Here is a 16,331-nt window from a genome sequence, read left to right on the forward strand (position 1 = left end):
CCGTGCGATCAGCCGACCAAACCACTCGGCGCGGCCCGCGGCGGGTGAACTCTCGGGGTCAGCCGCCGGTCACGGAGCCGTTCGGCGGGCGCGGTACTCGGGGACGGTGGCCATCGGGGGGCGTTCGGTGGCGGGGACGGGGTGGGTGCGGGGGGCGAAGCCCTCGGGGGTGCGGGTGTACTGGGTGAGCAGCGGGCGGACCAGGTCGGGGTCGGCCTTGAGGCGGTGGGCGCGGTCCAGGCGTTCCAGGGCGGTGCGGTAGATGGTGGCGGCCATCCGGCCGAGGGCCTGGCCGTCCTGGTGCCGGTGATGCCGGACGCCGACGTCGACCTGGGCCAGCGCGTCCAGGCCGACGAGTTCCAGGGCGTCCACCAGCAGGCCGAGCTCCACGCCGTAGCCGGTCGGGAAGGGCAGCCGTTCCAGCAGGGTGCGGCGGGCCGCGTACTCGCCGCCGAGGGGCTGGACGAAGCCCGCGAGCTGGGGCCAGTGCAGGTTGAGCAGGGGGCGGGCGACGAGTTCGGTGACCCGGCCGCCGCCCGCCGGGACGACGGCGCCGCCGTCCTCGAAGGGGCGGTCGTACATGGCCTTGACCAGGTGCAGGGCCGGGTCGGTGAGCAGCGGGCCGATGGTGCCGGAGACCAGGGCGGGGTCGAACGCGCGCAGGTCGGCGTCGACGAAGCAGACGATCGCGCCGCTGGTGACGAGCAGCGAGCGCCACAGCACCTCGCCCTTGCCGGGTTCGGCGGGCAGCCGGGGCAGGATCGCGTCCCGGTGCACGACCCGGGCCCCGGCGGCGGCCGCGGCGGCGGCGGTGCCGTCCTGCGAGCCGGAGTCGACCACCACCAGCTCGTCCACCAGCGGGACGCGTTCGACCAGCTCGGTGCGGATCGCGGTGACGATCTCGCCGACGGTGGACTCCTCGTCCAGCGCGGGCAGCACCACGCTGACCGTCCCGGCCGCCCCGGCGGCGCGCTTGGCGGCCAGCAGCAGGTCGAGCGGACGGTCGGCGGCCGTCCAGGACCGGCGCCGCAGCCAGTCGGCGACCTCCGGCAGTGCCGCGGGCTCGGGCTGCTCCGGCAAGTCTCGCTCCCTGTCTCGTTCGTCTCGGGTGTCGGACGCGGGGGTCTGTCCGACCGGGCCTTCGGATACAGTCTTCGTACTGCGACCGTGCCTTCGCACGCGGGGGCCGCTCGCAGCGTACGACCACAACTTCACAGAGCTCATCCAGAGGGACTGAGGGAACGGCCCGTTGAAGTCCCGGCAACCCTCCCGCGCGGCCTGCAGGCCCGGCGGGACAGGTGCCAATTCCGTCCCGGCGCAACCGCGATCCGGGGAAGATGAGGAGAAAGGGCCTCGCCACCATGGCTGTTGACACCGCCGCACCCACCGCCGTCGACCTCGGTCCCGCGACCGCGCTGTCCTGTCGCGAGTGCGGTGCGCGCTCCCCGCTCGGGCCGGACTTCGCCTGCTCGGAATGCTTCGGCCCGCTGGAGATCGCGTACGACTACGCGGGCTACGACGCCGAGGAGCTGCGCAAGCGGATCGAGGCCGGTCCGGCGTCGATCTGGCGCTACGCCCCGCTGCTGCCCGTCCCGGCCGACGTGGCGGGCAAGCCGAACCTGAACCCGGGGTGGACCCCGCTGGTCAAGGCCGACAACCTGGGCCGCGAGCTGGGCTTCACCGGCCAGCTGTACGTCAAGGACGACTCGGGCAACCCGACCCACTCCTTCAAGGACCGGGTGGTGGCCTGCGCGATCGAGGCAGCCCGCGCCTTCGAGTTCACCACCCTCTCCTGCTCCTCCACCGGCAACCTGGCCGGTGCGGTGGGCGCCGCGGCCGCCCGGGCCGGCTTCAAGTCCTGCGTGTTCATCCCGCACGACCTGGAGCAGGGCAAGGTCGTGATGGCCGGGGTGTACGGCGGCGAGCTGGTCGGCATCGACGGCAACTACGACGACGTGAACCGCTTCTGCTCCGAGCTGATCGGCGACCCGGCCGGCGAGGGCTGGGGCTTCGTGAACGTCAACCTGCGCCCGTACTACGGCGAGGGCTCCAAGACCCTGGCGTTCGAGATCTGCGAGCAGCTCGGCTGGCGGCTGCCCGACCAGATCGTCATCCCGATCGCCTCCGGCTCCCAGCTCACCAAGATCGACAAGGGCCTGCAGGAGCTGATCAAGCTCGGCCTGGTCGAGGACAAGCCGTACAGGATCTTCGGCGCCCAGGCCGAGGGCTGCTCCCCGGTCTCGGCCGCGTTCAAGGCCGGGCGCGACGTGATCAAGCCGGTCAAGCCGGACACCATCGCCAAGTCGCTGGCGATCGGCAACCCGGCCGACGGCCCGTACGTGCTGGACATCGCCCGCCGCACGGGCGGCGCGGTCGAGGACGTCACCGACGCCGAGGTGGTCGAGGCGATCAAGCTGCTCGCCCGCACCGAGGGCATCTTCGCCGAGACCGCGGGCGGCGTCACCGTGGGCGTGCTGAAGAAGCTGGTCGAGAACGGCCTGCTGGACCCGTCCAAGGAGACCGTCGCGATCAACACCGGCGACGGCCTCAAGACCCTCGACGCGGTCGCCGACGCCGGCATGACCGCGGTGATCCGTCCGACGCTGGAGTCCTTCCGCGCCGCCGGCCTCGCCACCGCCTGACAGACCCAGCCGCAGGACACCCCGCCGTAGGACACCCCCACGCCCCGAGGAGCACCGCATGAGCGCCACCGTCCGCATCCCGACCATCCTGCGCACCTACACCGGCGGCGCCGCCGAGGTGACCGCCGAGGGCGCCACCCTGTCCGCCGTGGTCGCGGACCTGGAGGCGAACCACCCCGGCATCGCCGCCCGCCTGCTGGACGACACCGGCAAGCTGCGCCGCTTCGTGAACGTGTACGTGAACGACGACGACGTGCGCTTCGCCGACGGCCTGGAGACCGAGGTCAAGGACGGCGCCTCGGTGTCGATCATTCCGGCGGTGGCCGGCGGCTGCTGACCGCCCCGCATTCCCGCGGCCGCCGTTTGGTTCGGAATTCAATTTTCCGGACCGGACGGCGGCTTCGTGCGTACGCCGGGGGCAATGGCCCGGCACCTGCGGTTTTCCCGCCGGGCGGGGCGCCGGAATTCCGCCCGACGGCGGGGAGTAGAGTGCCGGTCAGGGCCGTTTCCCCGCTGCGGCCCGGTTCAATCATCGATTTCCGCGCCGCGCCCCGCCCGTGCGGGACCCGTTCCGTCCCGCGCGCTGAGACACGCGCCGGACAGCTTGCCGCCCGTTCTGTCAGGCCGCCGTCAGAATTGTTCCGGCGTTTTGCGGTGACGCGTCCGTTATGTCCGGTGGCAATTGTCGACCGATGTTCCTTTCGCCCCGTCATATCCCCTGCGTAGCCCGGGCTTTCCCCGGAAATTGGGCCTGTTGCACAGGGCGCATATCCGGATACATTCAGCCGCGACAGAGGCTGCGCCGTACGGGGGGGAGTCCCCAGGCCGGCCTTCCAGACCTCCGGGTCCGCGTCCCGCGGATCTCTGAAGGGCCAGCACAGCACAAGGGGAGTTCGGAATGGCTCAGGGCACCGTCAAGTGGTTCAACGCCGAGAAGGGCTACGGCTTCATCGCGGTCGACGGTGGAGCGGACGTGTTCGTCCACTACAGCGCGATCCAGATGGACGGCTACCGCACCCTGGAAGAGGGCCAGCGGGTCGAGTTCGAGATCTCGCAGGGCCAGAAGGGCCCGCAGGCCGACATGGTCCGCGCCGCCGGCGCCTGAGGTCCCGGCGGACCGCAGGACCGCACGCACCGCGCCAGACGCACCGACAGGCCCGCCCCGACGCCGCACGGCGTCCGGGGCGGGCCTGTCGGCTTTCCCGGCGGGGCCGCCCGCAGGGCGCCAATGGGCTTGCACTCGCCACCCGAGAGTGCTAATCATTGGCGTTAGCACTCACAGCGTGAGAGTGACAAACGGACCGGGCCGGTGAGGCCCCGGAAGCGGTAGGGGAAGGGACCCCCGCTCTCCTGGGCCGTCCGTCGCGGGCACCCCTTGGTCCGAGCAGTCGACCGTGTCCCGGAGGACCACTTCTGATGGCCAAGATCATCGCCTTTGACGAGGAAGCCCGCCGCGGCCTTGAGCGTGGCATGAACCAGCTTGCCGACGCCGTGAAGGTCACGCTCGGCCCCAAGGGTCGCAACGTCGTTCTGGAGAAGAAGTGGGGCGCCCCCACCATCACCAACGACGGTGTCTCCATCGCCAAGGAGATCGAGCTCGAGGACCCGTACGAGAAGATCGGCGCCGAGCTGGTCAAGGAGGTCGCCAAGAAGACCGACGACGTCGCGGGTGACGGCACCACCACCGCCACCGTGCTGGCCCAGGCGCTCGTCCGCGAGGGTCTGCGCAACGTCGCCGCCGGCGCCAACCCGATGGCCCTCAAGCGCGGCATCGAGAAGGCCGTCGCCGCCGTCTCCGACCAGCTGCTGGCCCAGGCCAAGGACGTGGAGACCAAGGAGCAGATCGCCTCCACCGCCTCCATCTCGGCCGCCGACACCCAGATCGGCGAGCTCATCGCCGAGGCCATGGACAAGGTCGGCAAGGAAGGCGTCATCACCGTCGAGGAGAGCAACACCTTCGGTCTGGAGCTCGAGCTCACCGAGGGCATGCGCTTCGACAAGGGCTACATCTCCGCCTACTTCGCCACCGACCTGGAGCGCATGGAGGCGAGCTTCGAGGACCCGTACATCCTCATCGCCAACTCCAAGATCTCCTCGGTCAAGGACCTCCTCCCGCTGCTGGAGAAGGTCATGCAGAGCGGCAAGCCGCTCGTCATCATCGCCGAGGACGTGGAGGGCGAGGCCCTCTCCACCCTGGTCGTGAACAAGATCCGCGGCACCTTCAAGTCCGTCGCCGTCAAGGCCCCGGGCTTCGGCGACCGCCGCAAGGCCATGCTCGGCGACATCGCCATCCTGACCGGCGGCACCGTGATCTCCGAGGAGGTCGGCCTCAAGCTGGAGAACGCCGGCCTGGACCTGCTGGGCACCGCCCGCAAGGTGGTCATCACCAAGGACGAGACCACCATCGTCGACGGTGGCGGCGACAGCGACCAGGTCGCCGGCCGGGTCAACCAGATCCGCGCCGAGATCGAGAACTCCGACTCGGACTACGACCGCGAGAAGCTCCAGGAGCGCCTCGCCAAGCTGGCCGGCGGCGTGGCCGTCATCAAGGCCGGCGCGGCCACCGAGGTCGAGCTCAAGGAGCGCAAGCACCGCATCGAGGACGCGGTGCGCAACGCCAAGGCCGCCGTCGAGGAGGGCATCGTCGCCGGTGGTGGCGTCGCCCTGCTGCAGGCCGGTGTCGCGTTCGAGAAGCTGGAGCTGGAGGGCGACGAGGCCACCGGTGCCAACATCGTCCGCGTGGCCCTGGAGGCCCCGATCAAGCAGATCGCGACCAACGCCGGCCTCGAGGGCGGCGTCGTGGTCGAGAAGGTCCGCAACCTGCCCTCCGGCCACGGCCTGAACGCCGCGACCAACGAGTACGTCGACCTGATCGCCTCCGGCATCATCGACCCGGCCAAGGTCACCCGCTCCGCCCTGCAGAACGCCGCCTCCATCGCGGCGCTGTTCCTCACCACCGAGGCCGTCATCGCCGACAAGCCGGAGAAGGCCGCCGCGGCCGCCGGCGGCGGCATGCCGGGCGGTGACATGGACTTCTGATCCTCCGGGATCCGACGTTCCACGCGTTCGCTCGTGAGGGCGGCCTCCTTCGGGAGGCCGCCCTCGCGGCGTTCTCGCCCGGCTCACCCCTTCGTGGGACGCTGGGGCCATGGACGGTTTCGGCGACTCCGGGTCGGACTACCTTGAGGGCGAACAGCGTCGTGAGGAAGAGGGGAGGCCGACGGTGGCGGTCATGGCGGTCGAGTCGGACCAGCAGTGGTCCTACCTGCTGGACACCTGGCGGGAGCTGGACGCCCCCGAGGGCTGGCGCACCGAGATCGAGGGAGGCCGGATCCAGTTGGTGCCACCGCCGGGCAAGCAGCACAACGTGATCGCCGCACGGATCCACCGGGCACTGAACCGTCTCCTGCCGGATGACGTGGAGGTCTTCCAGACGCTGGGGACGCAGATCGCCGGGCTGGAGAAGCTGTACATCCCCGATCTGGTCGTTGTGGACGCCGAACTCCTCGCCGGGGAGGACGAGGACCCGATCGACGCGTCGGACATTCTGCTGGCCGTCGAGATCACCTCGCGCAGCACGGCCCGGCGGGACCGGACGAAGAAGCTCTGGGGCTACGCGCACGCGCCCGTCCCGCTGTACCTGCTGGTCGATCGTTTCGACCAGCCCGGGCCGACGGTGACGCTCTACTCGGAGCCTTCCGACGGGGCGTACGGGCAGAGCGTGCGGGTGCCGTTCGGGAAGCCGGTGGAGCTGCCGGAGCCGTTCGGGATCACCTTGGACACGACGGGCTTCCCGCTGCCGTAGCGGGGTGCGGGACAATGGGCGGATGGCCAGTTCCGACATCGAAGCCGCCCTGCACCGCGCGCGGGCGCTGATCCTCGCCGACCTCACCGCCCGCGACGTCGCGGAGGCGGCGATCGTCTCGTTGGTGGAGGACGCCGTCACCCACCGCCGCTGGTGGCTCGAACAGTGGCCCGCGGGCTGCGAGTTCGTGCTCGGGCTGGTGGCCCAGGACGTGCAGGACGCGTTGCTGGAGTCGTACGGGCGCTGGCCGCTGTGCACGGCCTGCGCGGAGGAGGAGGACGATCCGCACGCGCTGGGGGTGGAGCCGGAGCTCGGGCCCGATCCGCACTGGGTGTGCGGCAAGCGCGGGGTCGTGGTCGCGCCGGTCGGCGGGCTGGCGTGATCCTGATCGACCCCCCGAACTGGCCGGGGCACGGCACGTGGGGGTCGCACCTGGTCAGTGACGTGTCGTCGGCGGAGCTGCACGCCTTCGCGGCCGAGCTGGGCGCCCCCGCGAAGGGATTCGACCGTGACCACTTTGATGTACCGGCGGCCTGGTACGACAGGGCGCTGGCGCTGGGCGCGGTGCCGGTCGGCAGCAGGGAGCTGGTGGCCCGGCTGACGGCGGCGGGGTTGCGGGTGCGGAAGGTGCGGGGGGCCTGAGGGCCGGGGTCAGCCTTCCAGGGCGGCGAGTTCGTGGTGCATGTTCGCGCGGGCCCGGGCGTCGTAGCGGGCGTGGGCCTCGGGGGTGCGGTAGAGGGAGGGCAGGGCGAGGAGCTGGCGCAGGATCGTGGCGCGGCCCTCGCGGAAGGCGTCCGGGGGGACGAAGGAGTACTCCTCGCGGACGGCGGCCGCGTAGGCGGCGTACGCCTCGGGCGGGCCGCCGAGGACGGCGAGGTCGGCGTCGCAGAGGACCTCGCCGTTGCGGTCGCCGGGGGCGGGGTGGTGGTCGGTGGTGAGCCGGACCAGGCGGTCGACCTCGTGGACCAGGGGTTCGGGCAGCCCGGCCTCGCGCAGGGCGCGGCGGGCGAGGGCTGCGCTGCGCTCCTCGTTCTCGGAGCGGTCGGGGCGGTAGACGGCGTCGTGGAACCAGGCGGCGAGCCGGACGGCGTCGGGGTCGTCGGCGTGGGCGGCGAGTTCGTCGACGCGGTCGAGGACGGCTTCGAGGTGGCTGGTGGTGTGGTACCGGCGCTGCGGCTCGGCCCAGCGGGCGAGCAGGTCACGGGCGTAGGGCTCGGGGTCGGCGGTGGCGCCGCAGCGGGTGAGCAGGTCGTGCCAGCGAGCGGACAGCGATGCGGTCATGACGCTCATTCTGCTCCCCGGGAACCGGTCGGCGGGTGTGATCCGTCCTATATGTAGTTCGCCGACTTATGTCGCACACTTGAGTAGTGGGCGTCCGGCAGCTATACATACTCGGTATGCAAGACGTTCCGCTGTTCCGAGGGGGAGCCATGACCGGATCGAACGCGCAGGCAGTCCTGCGCCTGGAGGGGGTCGGGCGGGTGCACGGCCGGGGCGCGGCCGAGGTGCACGCGCTGCGCCCGATCGACCTGGAGGTGCGGGCCGGGGAGTTCCTGGCCGTGATGGGCCCGTCCGGCTCGGGGAAGTCCACGCTGCTCGCGCTGGCCGGCGGCCTGGACCGGCCCTCCACCGGGCGGGTCCTGGTGGAGGGCACCCCGCTGGAGGGCCTGGGCCGGGCCGCGCTGGCCGACGTGCGCCGCCGCTCGGTGGGCTACGTGTTCCAGGCGTACAACCTGCTGCCCGCCCTGACCGCGGCCGAGAACATCGCCCTGCCGAGGGAGTTGGAGGGGATGCCGGCCCGCACCGCCCGCGCCGAGGCGCTGGACGTGCTCGCCGAACTCGGCATCGGCGAACTCGCCGACCGCTTCCCCGAGGACATGTCCGGCGGCCAGCAGCAGCGCGTCGCGATCGGCCGGGCGCTGTCCGGGCAGCGGCGGCTGGTGCTGGCGGACGAGCCCACCGGGGCGCTGGACTCGGCGTCCGGCGAGGCGGTGCTGGAGGTGCTGCGGGCCCGCTGCGACGCCGGGGCGGCCGTCATGATGGTCACCCACGACGCCGCCCACGCCTCCTGGGCGGACCGGGTGGTCTTCCTGCGCGACGGCCGGATCGTCGACGAGCGGATCATCGACGAGCGGGGCGCCGCCGAGCAGGGCGCCGCCACCGGGGCGGTGCGCCGGTGAGCGGCCTGCGGGCGGTGCTGCGGATCGCGCGCCGCGACGCCTGGCGGGCCAAGGGCCGCAGCGCCCTGGTCGCCGCGATGATCGCGCTGCCGGTGCTGGGCGCGACCGGCGTCGACGTGGTGCACCGCAGCGGACAGCTGACCGCCGAGCAGCGCGCCGACCGGCTGATGGGCCGGGCCGACGCCCTGGTCGGCGCGTACGACCCGGGCCGGACGATCGAGCAGGCGGTGTTCCCCGCCGACGGCGTCCGCACCCTGCTGCGGCGCCCCGACGCCGCGCCCGGCGCCGAGCAGAAGCGCGCCACCGACACCGAACCGACCGCCCTGCTCGGCGCGTTGCTGCCGCCCGGCAGCACCCTGACCCCGGCCCGCACCGGCCCGGTCGCCGCCGTCCGCACCGCCGACGGCCTGGCCCCCGTCGACACCTTCGAGGCCGACCTGACCGGCGGGCTCTGGCGGGGCCGGATCGACCTGGTCGCCGGACGCGCCCCCGCCGCCGCGCACGAGGCCGCCGCCACCCGGGCGTTCCTGGACGCCACCGGGCTGCGGGTCGGCGACGCCGTCACCGTCCGCGGCCTGGAGTCGACCCCGTTCACCCTGACCGGCGCCGTCGAGCACCCCGGCGACCTGAACGCCGTCGAACTCGTCGCCCGCCCCGGCGAGTTGTACCGGCAGCTGGACGAGGCGCAGGTCGCCGCCGGGCTCGCCCCGCAGACCCCGTCCGCCGAACAGGCCGCCGCCCGCAAGGCCGCCTGGCTGGTCACCCTGCCCGCCGGGGCGACCCTCGACTGGTCGCGGGTGCGCGAACTCAACGCGTACGGCTACACCCTGGCCAGTCGCCAGGTCGCCGCCCACCCGCCCGCCGAGGCGCTGGAGCGGCAGGAGGCCGTCGGCGCGCAGGACGAGCGCGAACGCACCCTGATGACCGCCGCCACCACCGCCGCGATGGCCCTGCTGGAGGTCGCCCTGCTGGCCGGACCGGCGTTCGCGGTCGGCGCCCGCCGGGCCCGCCGCCAACTCGCCCTGCTCGGCGCGGCCGGCGGCCGACCCGGACACGTGCGGGCCGTGGTGCTCGGCGGCGGCCTGGTGCTCGGCACCCTCGGCGCCGCGCTCGGCAGCCTGCTCGGCACCGGCCTGGTCGCCGCCCTGCGCCCGTGGATCGAGGAGCGCGGCGGCAGCCGGTTCGGCCACCTCGCGCTGCGCCCCGCCGAACTGCTGGCCATCGCCGCCGTCGGCGTCGCCACCGCCCTGCTCGCCGCCCTGCTGCCCGCGCTGCAGGCCGGACGCCGCGAGGTGCTGGCCGGGCTCACCGACCGCGACCCGCAGCGCCGCACCTCCCGCCGCGCCCCGCTGCTCGGCCTGGCCGCCGTCCTGACCGGCGCGGCGCTGGCCCTGTACGGGGCGGTCGCCGGACCGGTCGCCGGACCGCCGGTGCTGGCCGGGCTGAGCGTGCGCACCCTCGCCGTGCTGGGCGGCGCGGTGCTCGCCGAACTCGGCCTGCTGCTGTTCACCCCGCTGCTGCTCGCCCTGCTCGGCCGCCTCGCCCGCCACCTGCCGGTCGGCCCCCGCCTCGCCCTGCGCGACGCCGCCCGGCACCGCACCCGCACCGCCCCCGCGGTGGCCGCCGTGCTCGCCGCCGTGGCCGGTGCGGTCGCCGTCGGCGTGCACTCCACCGGCGCGGAGGTCCAGGACCGGGCCGCCTACCGGCTGGAACAGCCCGTCGGCGCCGTCCGCCTCACCCTGCACGGCGACCAGGACGCGATGGCGCAACTGCGCACCGCCCTGCCGCAGGACCTGCCGGACCTCGGCGAGCGCGCCGACCTGTACGAGGCCGCGTACGTCTTCTGCGAGGGCTGCAGGGGCCTGGTGTCCGCCGTCGGCGGGCCGCGCTACGGCGAGGACGCCACGCGTCCCGCCGTGGTCGGCGACCGCGCCGCGCTGCACAACCTGCTGGCGCTGCACGACCCGGCCGCGGAGGCGGCGCTGCTCGCCGGGAAGGCCGTGGTCACCGACCCGTCCTACCTGCACGACGGGCGGGCCGTGCTGCGGATGCAGGGCGCCGGGCAGCAGGTGCGCGAACTGCGGGTCGACGCCGTGCTGGTCGAGCGCCCGGCCGCGCAGCGCTACGCCCCGCTGGTGATCTCGCCCGAGGCGGTCCGCGGGCTGGGCCTGGCGGTCGAACCCGCCGGGGCCCTCTGGCTGCCGTCCGCACCGGTCGGCGAGCGCGCCGAGCAGCGCGCCGCCGCCACCGTCGCCCGGCTCGCCCCGCACGCCGAGTTCGGCGTGGAGCGCGGCTTCACGCCGCAGGACAGCACGGTGCGGATCGCGCTCGGCGGTTTCGCCGCGCTGGTCGTGCTCGGCGCCGCCGTGGTCTCCACCGCCCTGGCCGCCGCCGACGCCCGCCGCGAACGCGCCCTGCTCTCCGCGATCGGCGCCCGGCCGCGCACCCGGCGCACCGTCGCCGGGCTGCAGGCCGCCCTGATCGCCCTGCTCGGCGCGCTGCTCGGCACCGTCAGCGGCTTCGTCCCCGCCTTCGCCCTGCTGCGCTCCCGGGCCGCCGGGGTGCTGGGCGGCCCCGCGGTCAGCGCCGCCGACGCCCCGTGGGCGACGATCGCGCTGCTCGCCCTGGGACTGCCGCTGCTGGCCGGGGTGCTGGGCGCGCTGCGCCGGGACGACCCCGCGGGGTGGCGGGGGTAGGCACGCTCCGTGGCCGGGGCTGGCGCCGATAGGACGGTCGGCGATATATGTAGTCGCATGACCGAACGCGCCCTGCAGGAACCCACCCTGCTGCTGCTCACCGCCCTCGCGGACGCCCCCCGGCACGGGTACGCGCTGATCCAGGAGGTCGACGCGATCTCCGGGGGGCGGGTGAAGATGCGCACCGGCACGCTGTACGGCGCGCTCGACCGGCTGCTCCAGCAGGGCCTGATCGAGGTCGCCGCCGAGGAGGTCGTCGACGGCCGGGCCCGCCGCACGTACGCCCTCACCGGCGGCGGGCGCGACCTGCTCGCCGCCGAGGCCGAACGCCTCCGCTCCGTCGCCGCCGAGGCCCAGCGCCGCCTCGGCGGCGCCGCCGCGCCGCGGGGAGCCACGGCATGAGTGCCGTCGCGCCCGGCGGGCACCGCGGCGGCGTCGCGCTGCGGGCCGTCCTCGCGCTCTACCCGTCCCGCTACCGCCGCGACCGGGGCGCCGAACTCGCCGAGGTGTTCGCCGACACCACCGCCGGCACCGGCCGCCTCGGCACCGCCCGCGAAGCGCTCGACCTCGCCGCGTACGGCCTGCGGCTGCGCACCGGACTCACCTCCACCGCGCTCGGCGGCCGCCTGCTCGCCGCCGCCGCCCCGCTGCTGGCCGGCACCCTGTGCGGACTCGTCGCGCTGCCCGGCGACACCCGCTTCCGGCGGGTCGCCGACGCGGCCCGCTCAGGGTTCGACGTCCCGTGGCAGCAACTGCCCGACCGCCTCGCCCTGCTCGGCCTGACGGTCGTCCCCGTCCTGCTGGCCGTCGCCGCCGCCCTCGGCGCCTGGCGGGCGGCCCGCACGCTGGCCGGGACGGTCGTGCTGCTGGCCGCCGTCCGGCTCGGGATCCGGCTGCTGACCGCCAACGTCGTTCCCGGGGGCCCCTGGCTCACCGAGGTCAACGTCTGGCTGCTGCTCCTGGACGCCACCGCCCTGCTGCCCTACCTCGCCGCGGGCGCCCTGGTCCTCGCCGCCCCCGCCGACCTGCTGGAACGCCCTGGCCGCCTGCCGGTCGCGATCGGCGCGGGCGCCGGTCTGCTGGTGACGCGGGCTCAGGGCGGCTACGACAGCTGGCACTTGATGGACGGGTGGACACCGCTGCTCCTCCTGCTCGCCCCGCTGCTGCTGCTCCTGTGCGCCGCCCGCGGACGGCTGCTGCCAGCGGCGCTCGGCCTGGCCGTGCTGCCGCTGACCGCCTGGTTCAGCCTGTTCAGTCTCTGGGAGCAGGTCGGCGGGGTGTGGCGGCTGGCGCCCCTGGCGGTGGCCGGTGCGGCGGGGCTGCTGCTGACCGGGCAGGCCCTGGCGCCCCGTCAGGCCGGACGGGAGGGGGCCGCCTAGCGGGACGGGCAGGACGAGCGGGACGAGCAGGACGAACGGGACGCGAGCCGAACGCGAACGGGGGAGGAACCGGGGCCGAACGGCGGTGGGGGCTCGCCCGGGGCCAGCCGATGTGGCAGGCTATCGGATATGTCTAGACCAATGTTCGAAGTCATCGCGCTGACCCCCCAGGACGCCCGGGCCGCCGAATCGGCCGGCGCCGACCGCCTCGAACTGGTCACCGACATGGCCGCCGACGGGCTCACCCCGTCGGTCGCGGACTTCGTCGCGATCCGCGCCGCCGTCGACCTCCCGCTGCGCGTCATGCTCCGCATCCGCGACGGCTTCACCCCCGGCGACCTCGACGACCTGCTCGCCCGCACCGCCGCCCTGCGGGCCGAGGGCGCCGAGGAGTTCGTGCTCGGCTTCCTCACCCCCGACGGCGCGGTCGACCTCGCCGCCACCCGGGCCGTCGCCGACGCCGTCTCCGGCTGCCGCTGGACCTTCCACCGCGCCATCGACCACAGCGCCGACCGCTCCGAGGTCCGCGCCGCGGTCGCCGACCTCCCCGGCCTCGACACCTTCCTCACCTCCGGCGCGGCGGCGGGCGTCGACGCCGGGCGCGAGGTCCTGATCGGCGAACTCGCCAAGTCCGGGGAGCCCGGCTACCGCCAGCAGATCCTGGTCGGCGGCGGCCTGCGCGCCGAGCACGTCCCCGAGCTCCGCGCCGCGGGCTTCGACGCCTTCCACATCGGCGGCGCGGTCCGCGAGGGCGGCTGGGCGGGGGCGGTCGACCCGGCGAAGGTCGCGCAGTGGCGCGAGCTCATCGGCGCCTGAGCTGACCGGACGCGCACCGACAGGGGTGCGGGGAGAGCTGCTGCGCGTGCGGGATGGTGCGGACAGGGGCGCGGGGAACTGCGCGCTTCGGGAGTCGCACGTCAGCGGGGTCGCGAGATAGTGCAAGTGATCATCCTGCGTCGCGATCCGGCTGTGCGTGCTCGCCTGGCCGCGCAGTTCCCCGCGCCCCTGCTTGCGCAGGGTCCGGCGTGGCAGTTCGCCCCGTGCCTCTGCTTGGCGCCCCTCTGCCTAGCTCCCCCCGAGTTCCGCCGGCAGGGGGTCCGCGTGGAGGACCGTCAGGCCGGAGACCGCGCGGGTCAGGCAGACGTAGAGGCGGCGCAGGCCGGTGCGGTGGTCGGGTTCGCCGGTGACGATCGCGGTGGGTTCGTCGAGGACGACGTGGTCGTACTCGAGGCCCTTGGCGAGGGAGGCCGGGACGAGGGTGAGGCGGGCGTCGGCGGTGGTCTCGGTGCCGGGGTCGAGGTGGGGCAGTCCGGCGGCGGTGAGCGCGGCGGCGAGGGCCGGGACGCGGGCGTCGGCGGCGATCAGGCCGACCGAGCCCTCGTGCCGGAGGGCCTCGCGGCAGGCGTCCAGCACGGCGTCGTCCAGCCGGTCCGGCCCGTCCGGGACGTGCCGGAGGGCGAGCGAGCCGGGCAGGTCGCGGACGGAGGTGGCGGGGGCCAGGCCGGGGGCGATCGCGGGGAGGAGGCGGGAGGCGTAGGCGATGACCTCGCCGGGGACGCGGAAGCCCTGGGTGAGCTCCTCGATGTGGGCGCCGTCCTTGCCGAGGTGGTGCAGGGCCTCCTGCCAACTGCCGGTGGCCCACGGGGTGGTGCCCTGGGCGAGGTCGCCGAGGACGGTCGCGGAGCCGGTGGTGCAGCGGCGGCCGACGGCCCGGTACTGCATGGGGGAGAGGTCCTGGGCCTCGTCGACGACCACGTGGCCGAGCGAGGGGGTGCGGTGCACCAGGTCGGCGGCCTCGTCGATCAGGACGGCGTCGGCTGCGGACCACGGCGCGGTGCGGGCGCTGCGCGGGGGCTTGGCCCACAGCAGGGCGGCCTGTTCGTCGGCGTCGAGCAGGCCGTCGGCGGCGGCGGCCAGGAACGCGGCGTCGCTGAGCAGTCGGTGCACCAGCTTGACCGGGTCGACGGCGGGCCAGCAGGCCTTGACGGTGGCCTTGACCGCGGCGTTGCGGGCGACCGCGTCCTGCACCCGGTCGTCGGGGGCCTCGCCGCCCTGCTCCATCTTGACCAGGACGGCGTGCGCGATGCGCTGCGGGAGGGCCTCCAGGGCGGCGCCGTAGCGGATCTCGCGGTCCATCAACTCACGGACGATCTCTTCGAGTTCGTACGCGGGGACCCGCCAGCGGCGGGAGCCGCGGACGACTACGCAGGGTTCGGTGGGCAGGGCGATCCCGGCGCGGACGGCGTTGCGCAGGACGCGGGCCATCCGGGCGTCGCCCTTGATCCGGGCGGTCTCGGCGCTGTCGGTGCCGCGGATCTCGACGTGGCCGACGAGTTCCTGCACGGTGGCCTGGGCGACGTCCAACTCGCCCAGGGCGGGCAGGACCTGCTCGATGTACTGGAGGAAGGAGCGGTTCGGGCCGACCACCAGGGTGCCGGTGCGGGCCAGGCGCTCGCGGTGCGCGTACAGCAGGTAGGCGACGCGGTGCAGGCCGACGGCGGTCTTGCCGGTGCCGGGGGCGCCCTGGACGCAGATGGTGCCGGTGACGTCGGCGCGGACGATCTCGTCCTGCTCGGGCTGGATGGTGGCGACGATGTCGCGCATCGGGCCGACGCGGGGTTTCTCGATCTCGGCGGCGAGCAGGGCGGAGCGGGTGTCGGCCTCGTCCGGGTCGGAGAGGTTCTCGTCCTCGTAGGCGGTCAGTTCGCCGCCGGTGTAGCCGAAGCGGCGGCGCTTGGCGACGTCCATCGGCTCGGTGCGGCTGGCCCGGTAGAACGGCTGGGAGACCGGGGCGCGCCAGTCGATCACCATCGGGTCGCCGTCGGCGTCGTGCACGTGGCGGCGGCCGATGTAGAAGCGCTCGCCGCCGCTGCCCTCGGACTCGGCCTCGCTGATCGCGTGCAGGTAGTCGAGGCGGCCGAAGAACAGCGGGGTGTGCGCGAGGTCGGCGAGGGCCTTGATCCGCTCGTCGATCTGCTTCTGCAGCACCTGGGCGGACACCCAGGTGCCCGCCACGTCGCGCAGGTCGAGTGCCTCGACGTCCTCGCGCATCGCGGTCAGGGCGGCCCGGGAGGCGGCCAGGTGGGCGCGTTCGCGGCCGAGCGGATCGGTGGTGGCGGCGGTGGGGGCCTCGGTGGAGGTGGGGGAGTGCACGGCGGACCTTCCCGGCCGCGGTCGTGGAGGGACGGCGGCCGACTCGTCGGAGAGCTCACGGTGAAGGACACCGGCCGGTTGCCGAGCGGCCGGTACTCCCACGGCTGCCGACGGCGCTGGCACCACGGTTCGGGAGGGGCAGACGGATGATCCTAGACCCGGCGCCGTCCGGGGGCGAATCCTTTTCCCCCGGGATCCCCCCGGTACCCGGGTAGGGGGCCGTACACCCGCAGGACGAGGCGCGCCACCGCAGGCTCGGGTCTTTCGGCTGATGTGCCGACCCGGTTCGTGAACCTACCGTGGAGACATGACCACCGAACGAGTGAACCCGCAGGCCAACGGCGTCCACGGCGCGCACCCCTCCGAGGAGCGCCGCCGCCACCCCGTGGCCAACGCCGTCCGCAACCTCGGCATCGTGCTCGACACCGCCGCGCGCGTCCTGTTCCTCGGGCGCGACGGCGTCAAGCTCTAGCCGC

General features: G+C 74.3%; 16 protein-coding genes and 1 riboswitch. Of the genes, 13 read left to right on the forward strand and 3 right to left on the reverse strand.

Going from position 1 to position 16,331, the window contains the following annotated elements:
- Nucleotides 1-69: 69 nt before the first annotated feature.
- Nucleotides 70-1,080, reverse strand: coding sequence for a glucosyl-3-phosphoglycerate synthase (locus tag ACFY00_RS10270; RefSeq protein WP_388029392.1), 1,011 nt, complete (start codon nucleotides 1,078-1,080; stop codon nucleotides 70-72).
- A gap of 137 nt (nucleotides 1,081-1,217) precedes the next feature.
- A riboswitch (SAM riboswitch) is annotated at nucleotides 1,218-1,344 on the forward strand.
- 17 nt (nucleotides 1,345-1,361) lie between these two features.
- Here ACFY00_RS10270 and thrC point away from each other — a divergent pair.
- From thrC to ACFY00_RS10305, 7 genes are all read left to right on the forward strand, one after another.
- Nucleotides 1,362-2,642: a threonine synthase gene (gene thrC, locus ACFY00_RS10275; RefSeq protein ID WP_388029394.1), complete on the forward strand. Its 1,281-nt coding sequence runs from the start codon at nucleotides 1,362-1,364 to the stop codon at nucleotides 2,640-2,642.
- A 58-nt stretch (nucleotides 2,643-2,700) separates the two neighbouring features.
- Nucleotides 2,701-2,979 carry a ubiquitin-like small modifier protein 1 gene (locus ACFY00_RS10280; protein ID WP_388029396.1) on the forward strand — a complete coding sequence of 93 codons (279 nt, stop codon included), beginning with the start codon at nucleotides 2,701-2,703 and terminating at the stop codon, nucleotides 2,977-2,979.
- Nucleotides 2,980-3,540: 561 nt separating this feature from the next.
- Complete coding sequence (locus ACFY00_RS10285) at nucleotides 3,541-3,747, forward strand: cold-shock protein (RefSeq protein ID WP_014137493.1); 207 nt, start codon at nucleotides 3,541-3,543, stop codon at nucleotides 3,745-3,747.
- A gap of 311 nt (nucleotides 3,748-4,058) precedes the next feature.
- On the forward strand, nucleotides 4,059-5,681 hold the full coding sequence (gene groL, locus ACFY00_RS10290) for a chaperonin GroEL (protein WP_388029399.1): 1,623 nt from the start codon (nucleotides 4,059-4,061) through the stop codon (nucleotides 5,679-5,681).
- 193 nt (nucleotides 5,682-5,874) lie between these two features.
- On the forward strand, nucleotides 5,875-6,447 hold the full coding sequence (locus ACFY00_RS10295) for a Uma2 family endonuclease (RefSeq protein WP_388029401.1): 573 nt from the start codon (nucleotides 5,875-5,877) through the stop codon (nucleotides 6,445-6,447).
- 22 nt (nucleotides 6,448-6,469) lie between these two features.
- Nucleotides 6,470-6,829 carry a hypothetical protein gene (locus ACFY00_RS10300; protein ID WP_388029403.1) on the forward strand — a complete coding sequence of 120 codons (360 nt, stop codon included), beginning with the start codon at nucleotides 6,470-6,472 and terminating at the stop codon, nucleotides 6,827-6,829.
- Nucleotides 6,826-7,089 carry a DUF4031 domain-containing protein gene (locus tag ACFY00_RS10305; RefSeq protein WP_388029406.1) on the forward strand — a complete coding sequence of 88 codons (264 nt, stop codon included), beginning with the start codon at nucleotides 6,826-6,828 and terminating at the stop codon, nucleotides 7,087-7,089. Before ACFY00_RS10300 ends, ACFY00_RS10305 begins: the two co-directional genes overlap by 4 nt.
- A gap of 9 nt (nucleotides 7,090-7,098) precedes the next feature.
- Here the strand turns inward: ACFY00_RS10305 and ACFY00_RS10310 are convergent, their stop codons facing one another.
- Nucleotides 7,099-7,728 carry a hypothetical protein gene (locus ACFY00_RS10310; protein WP_388029408.1) on the reverse strand — a complete coding sequence of 210 codons (630 nt, stop codon included), beginning with the start codon at nucleotides 7,726-7,728 and terminating at the stop codon, nucleotides 7,099-7,101.
- 149 nt (nucleotides 7,729-7,877) lie between these two features.
- Between ACFY00_RS10310 and ACFY00_RS10315 the strand changes: the two genes are divergently transcribed.
- From ACFY00_RS10315 to ACFY00_RS10335, 5 genes are all read left to right on the forward strand, one after another.
- Nucleotides 7,878-8,627: an ABC transporter ATP-binding protein gene (locus tag ACFY00_RS10315; RefSeq protein ID WP_388029411.1), complete on the forward strand. Its 750-nt coding sequence runs from the start codon at nucleotides 7,878-7,880 to the stop codon at nucleotides 8,625-8,627.
- A complete protein-coding gene (locus tag ACFY00_RS10320) occupies nucleotides 8,624-11,323 on the forward strand; it encodes an FtsX-like permease family protein (RefSeq protein ID WP_388029413.1) in 2,700 nt (899 codons plus the stop codon). The genes ACFY00_RS10315 and ACFY00_RS10320 overlap by 4 nt, the downstream gene beginning before the upstream one ends.
- A gap of 57 nt (nucleotides 11,324-11,380) precedes the next feature.
- Entirely contained in the window at nucleotides 11,381-11,725 is a 345-nt protein-coding gene (locus tag ACFY00_RS10325) for a PadR family transcriptional regulator (RefSeq protein WP_033250536.1), read from the forward strand.
- The gene (locus ACFY00_RS10330; protein ID WP_388029417.1) at nucleotides 11,722-12,702 is read left to right on the forward strand and encodes a hypothetical protein; all 981 of its coding nucleotides are present in this window, start codon (nucleotides 11,722-11,724) and stop codon (nucleotides 12,700-12,702) included. Before ACFY00_RS10325 ends, ACFY00_RS10330 begins: the two co-directional genes overlap by 4 nt.
- 141 nt (nucleotides 12,703-12,843) lie before the next feature.
- Nucleotides 12,844-13,518 carry a copper homeostasis protein CutC gene (locus tag ACFY00_RS10335; protein ID WP_388029420.1) on the forward strand — a complete coding sequence of 225 codons (675 nt, stop codon included), beginning with the start codon at nucleotides 12,844-12,846 and terminating at the stop codon, nucleotides 13,516-13,518.
- Nucleotides 13,519-13,767: 249 nt separating this feature from the next.
- Here the strand turns inward: ACFY00_RS10335 and ACFY00_RS10340 are convergent, their stop codons facing one another.
- The gene (locus tag ACFY00_RS10340; RefSeq protein WP_388029423.1) at nucleotides 13,768-15,855 is read right to left on the reverse strand and encodes a HelD family protein; all 2,088 of its coding nucleotides are present in this window, start codon (nucleotides 15,853-15,855) and stop codon (nucleotides 13,768-13,770) included.
- Between the two features lie 307 nt (nucleotides 15,856-16,162).
- On the opposite strand from ACFY00_RS10340, the gene ACFY00_RS10345 reads away from it, so the two are divergent.
- A complete protein-coding gene (locus ACFY00_RS10345) occupies nucleotides 16,163-16,327 on the forward strand; it encodes a hypothetical protein (RefSeq protein ID WP_388029426.1) in 165 nt (54 codons plus the stop codon).
- Nucleotides 16,328-16,331: the final 4 nt, after the last annotated feature.

Source organism: Kitasatospora sp. NPDC001540, from assembly GCF_042894345.1.
In the GTDB taxonomy this organism is placed as follows: Bacteria; Actinomycetota; Actinomycetes; order Streptomycetales; family Streptomycetaceae; genus Kitasatospora; species Kitasatospora phosalacinea_C.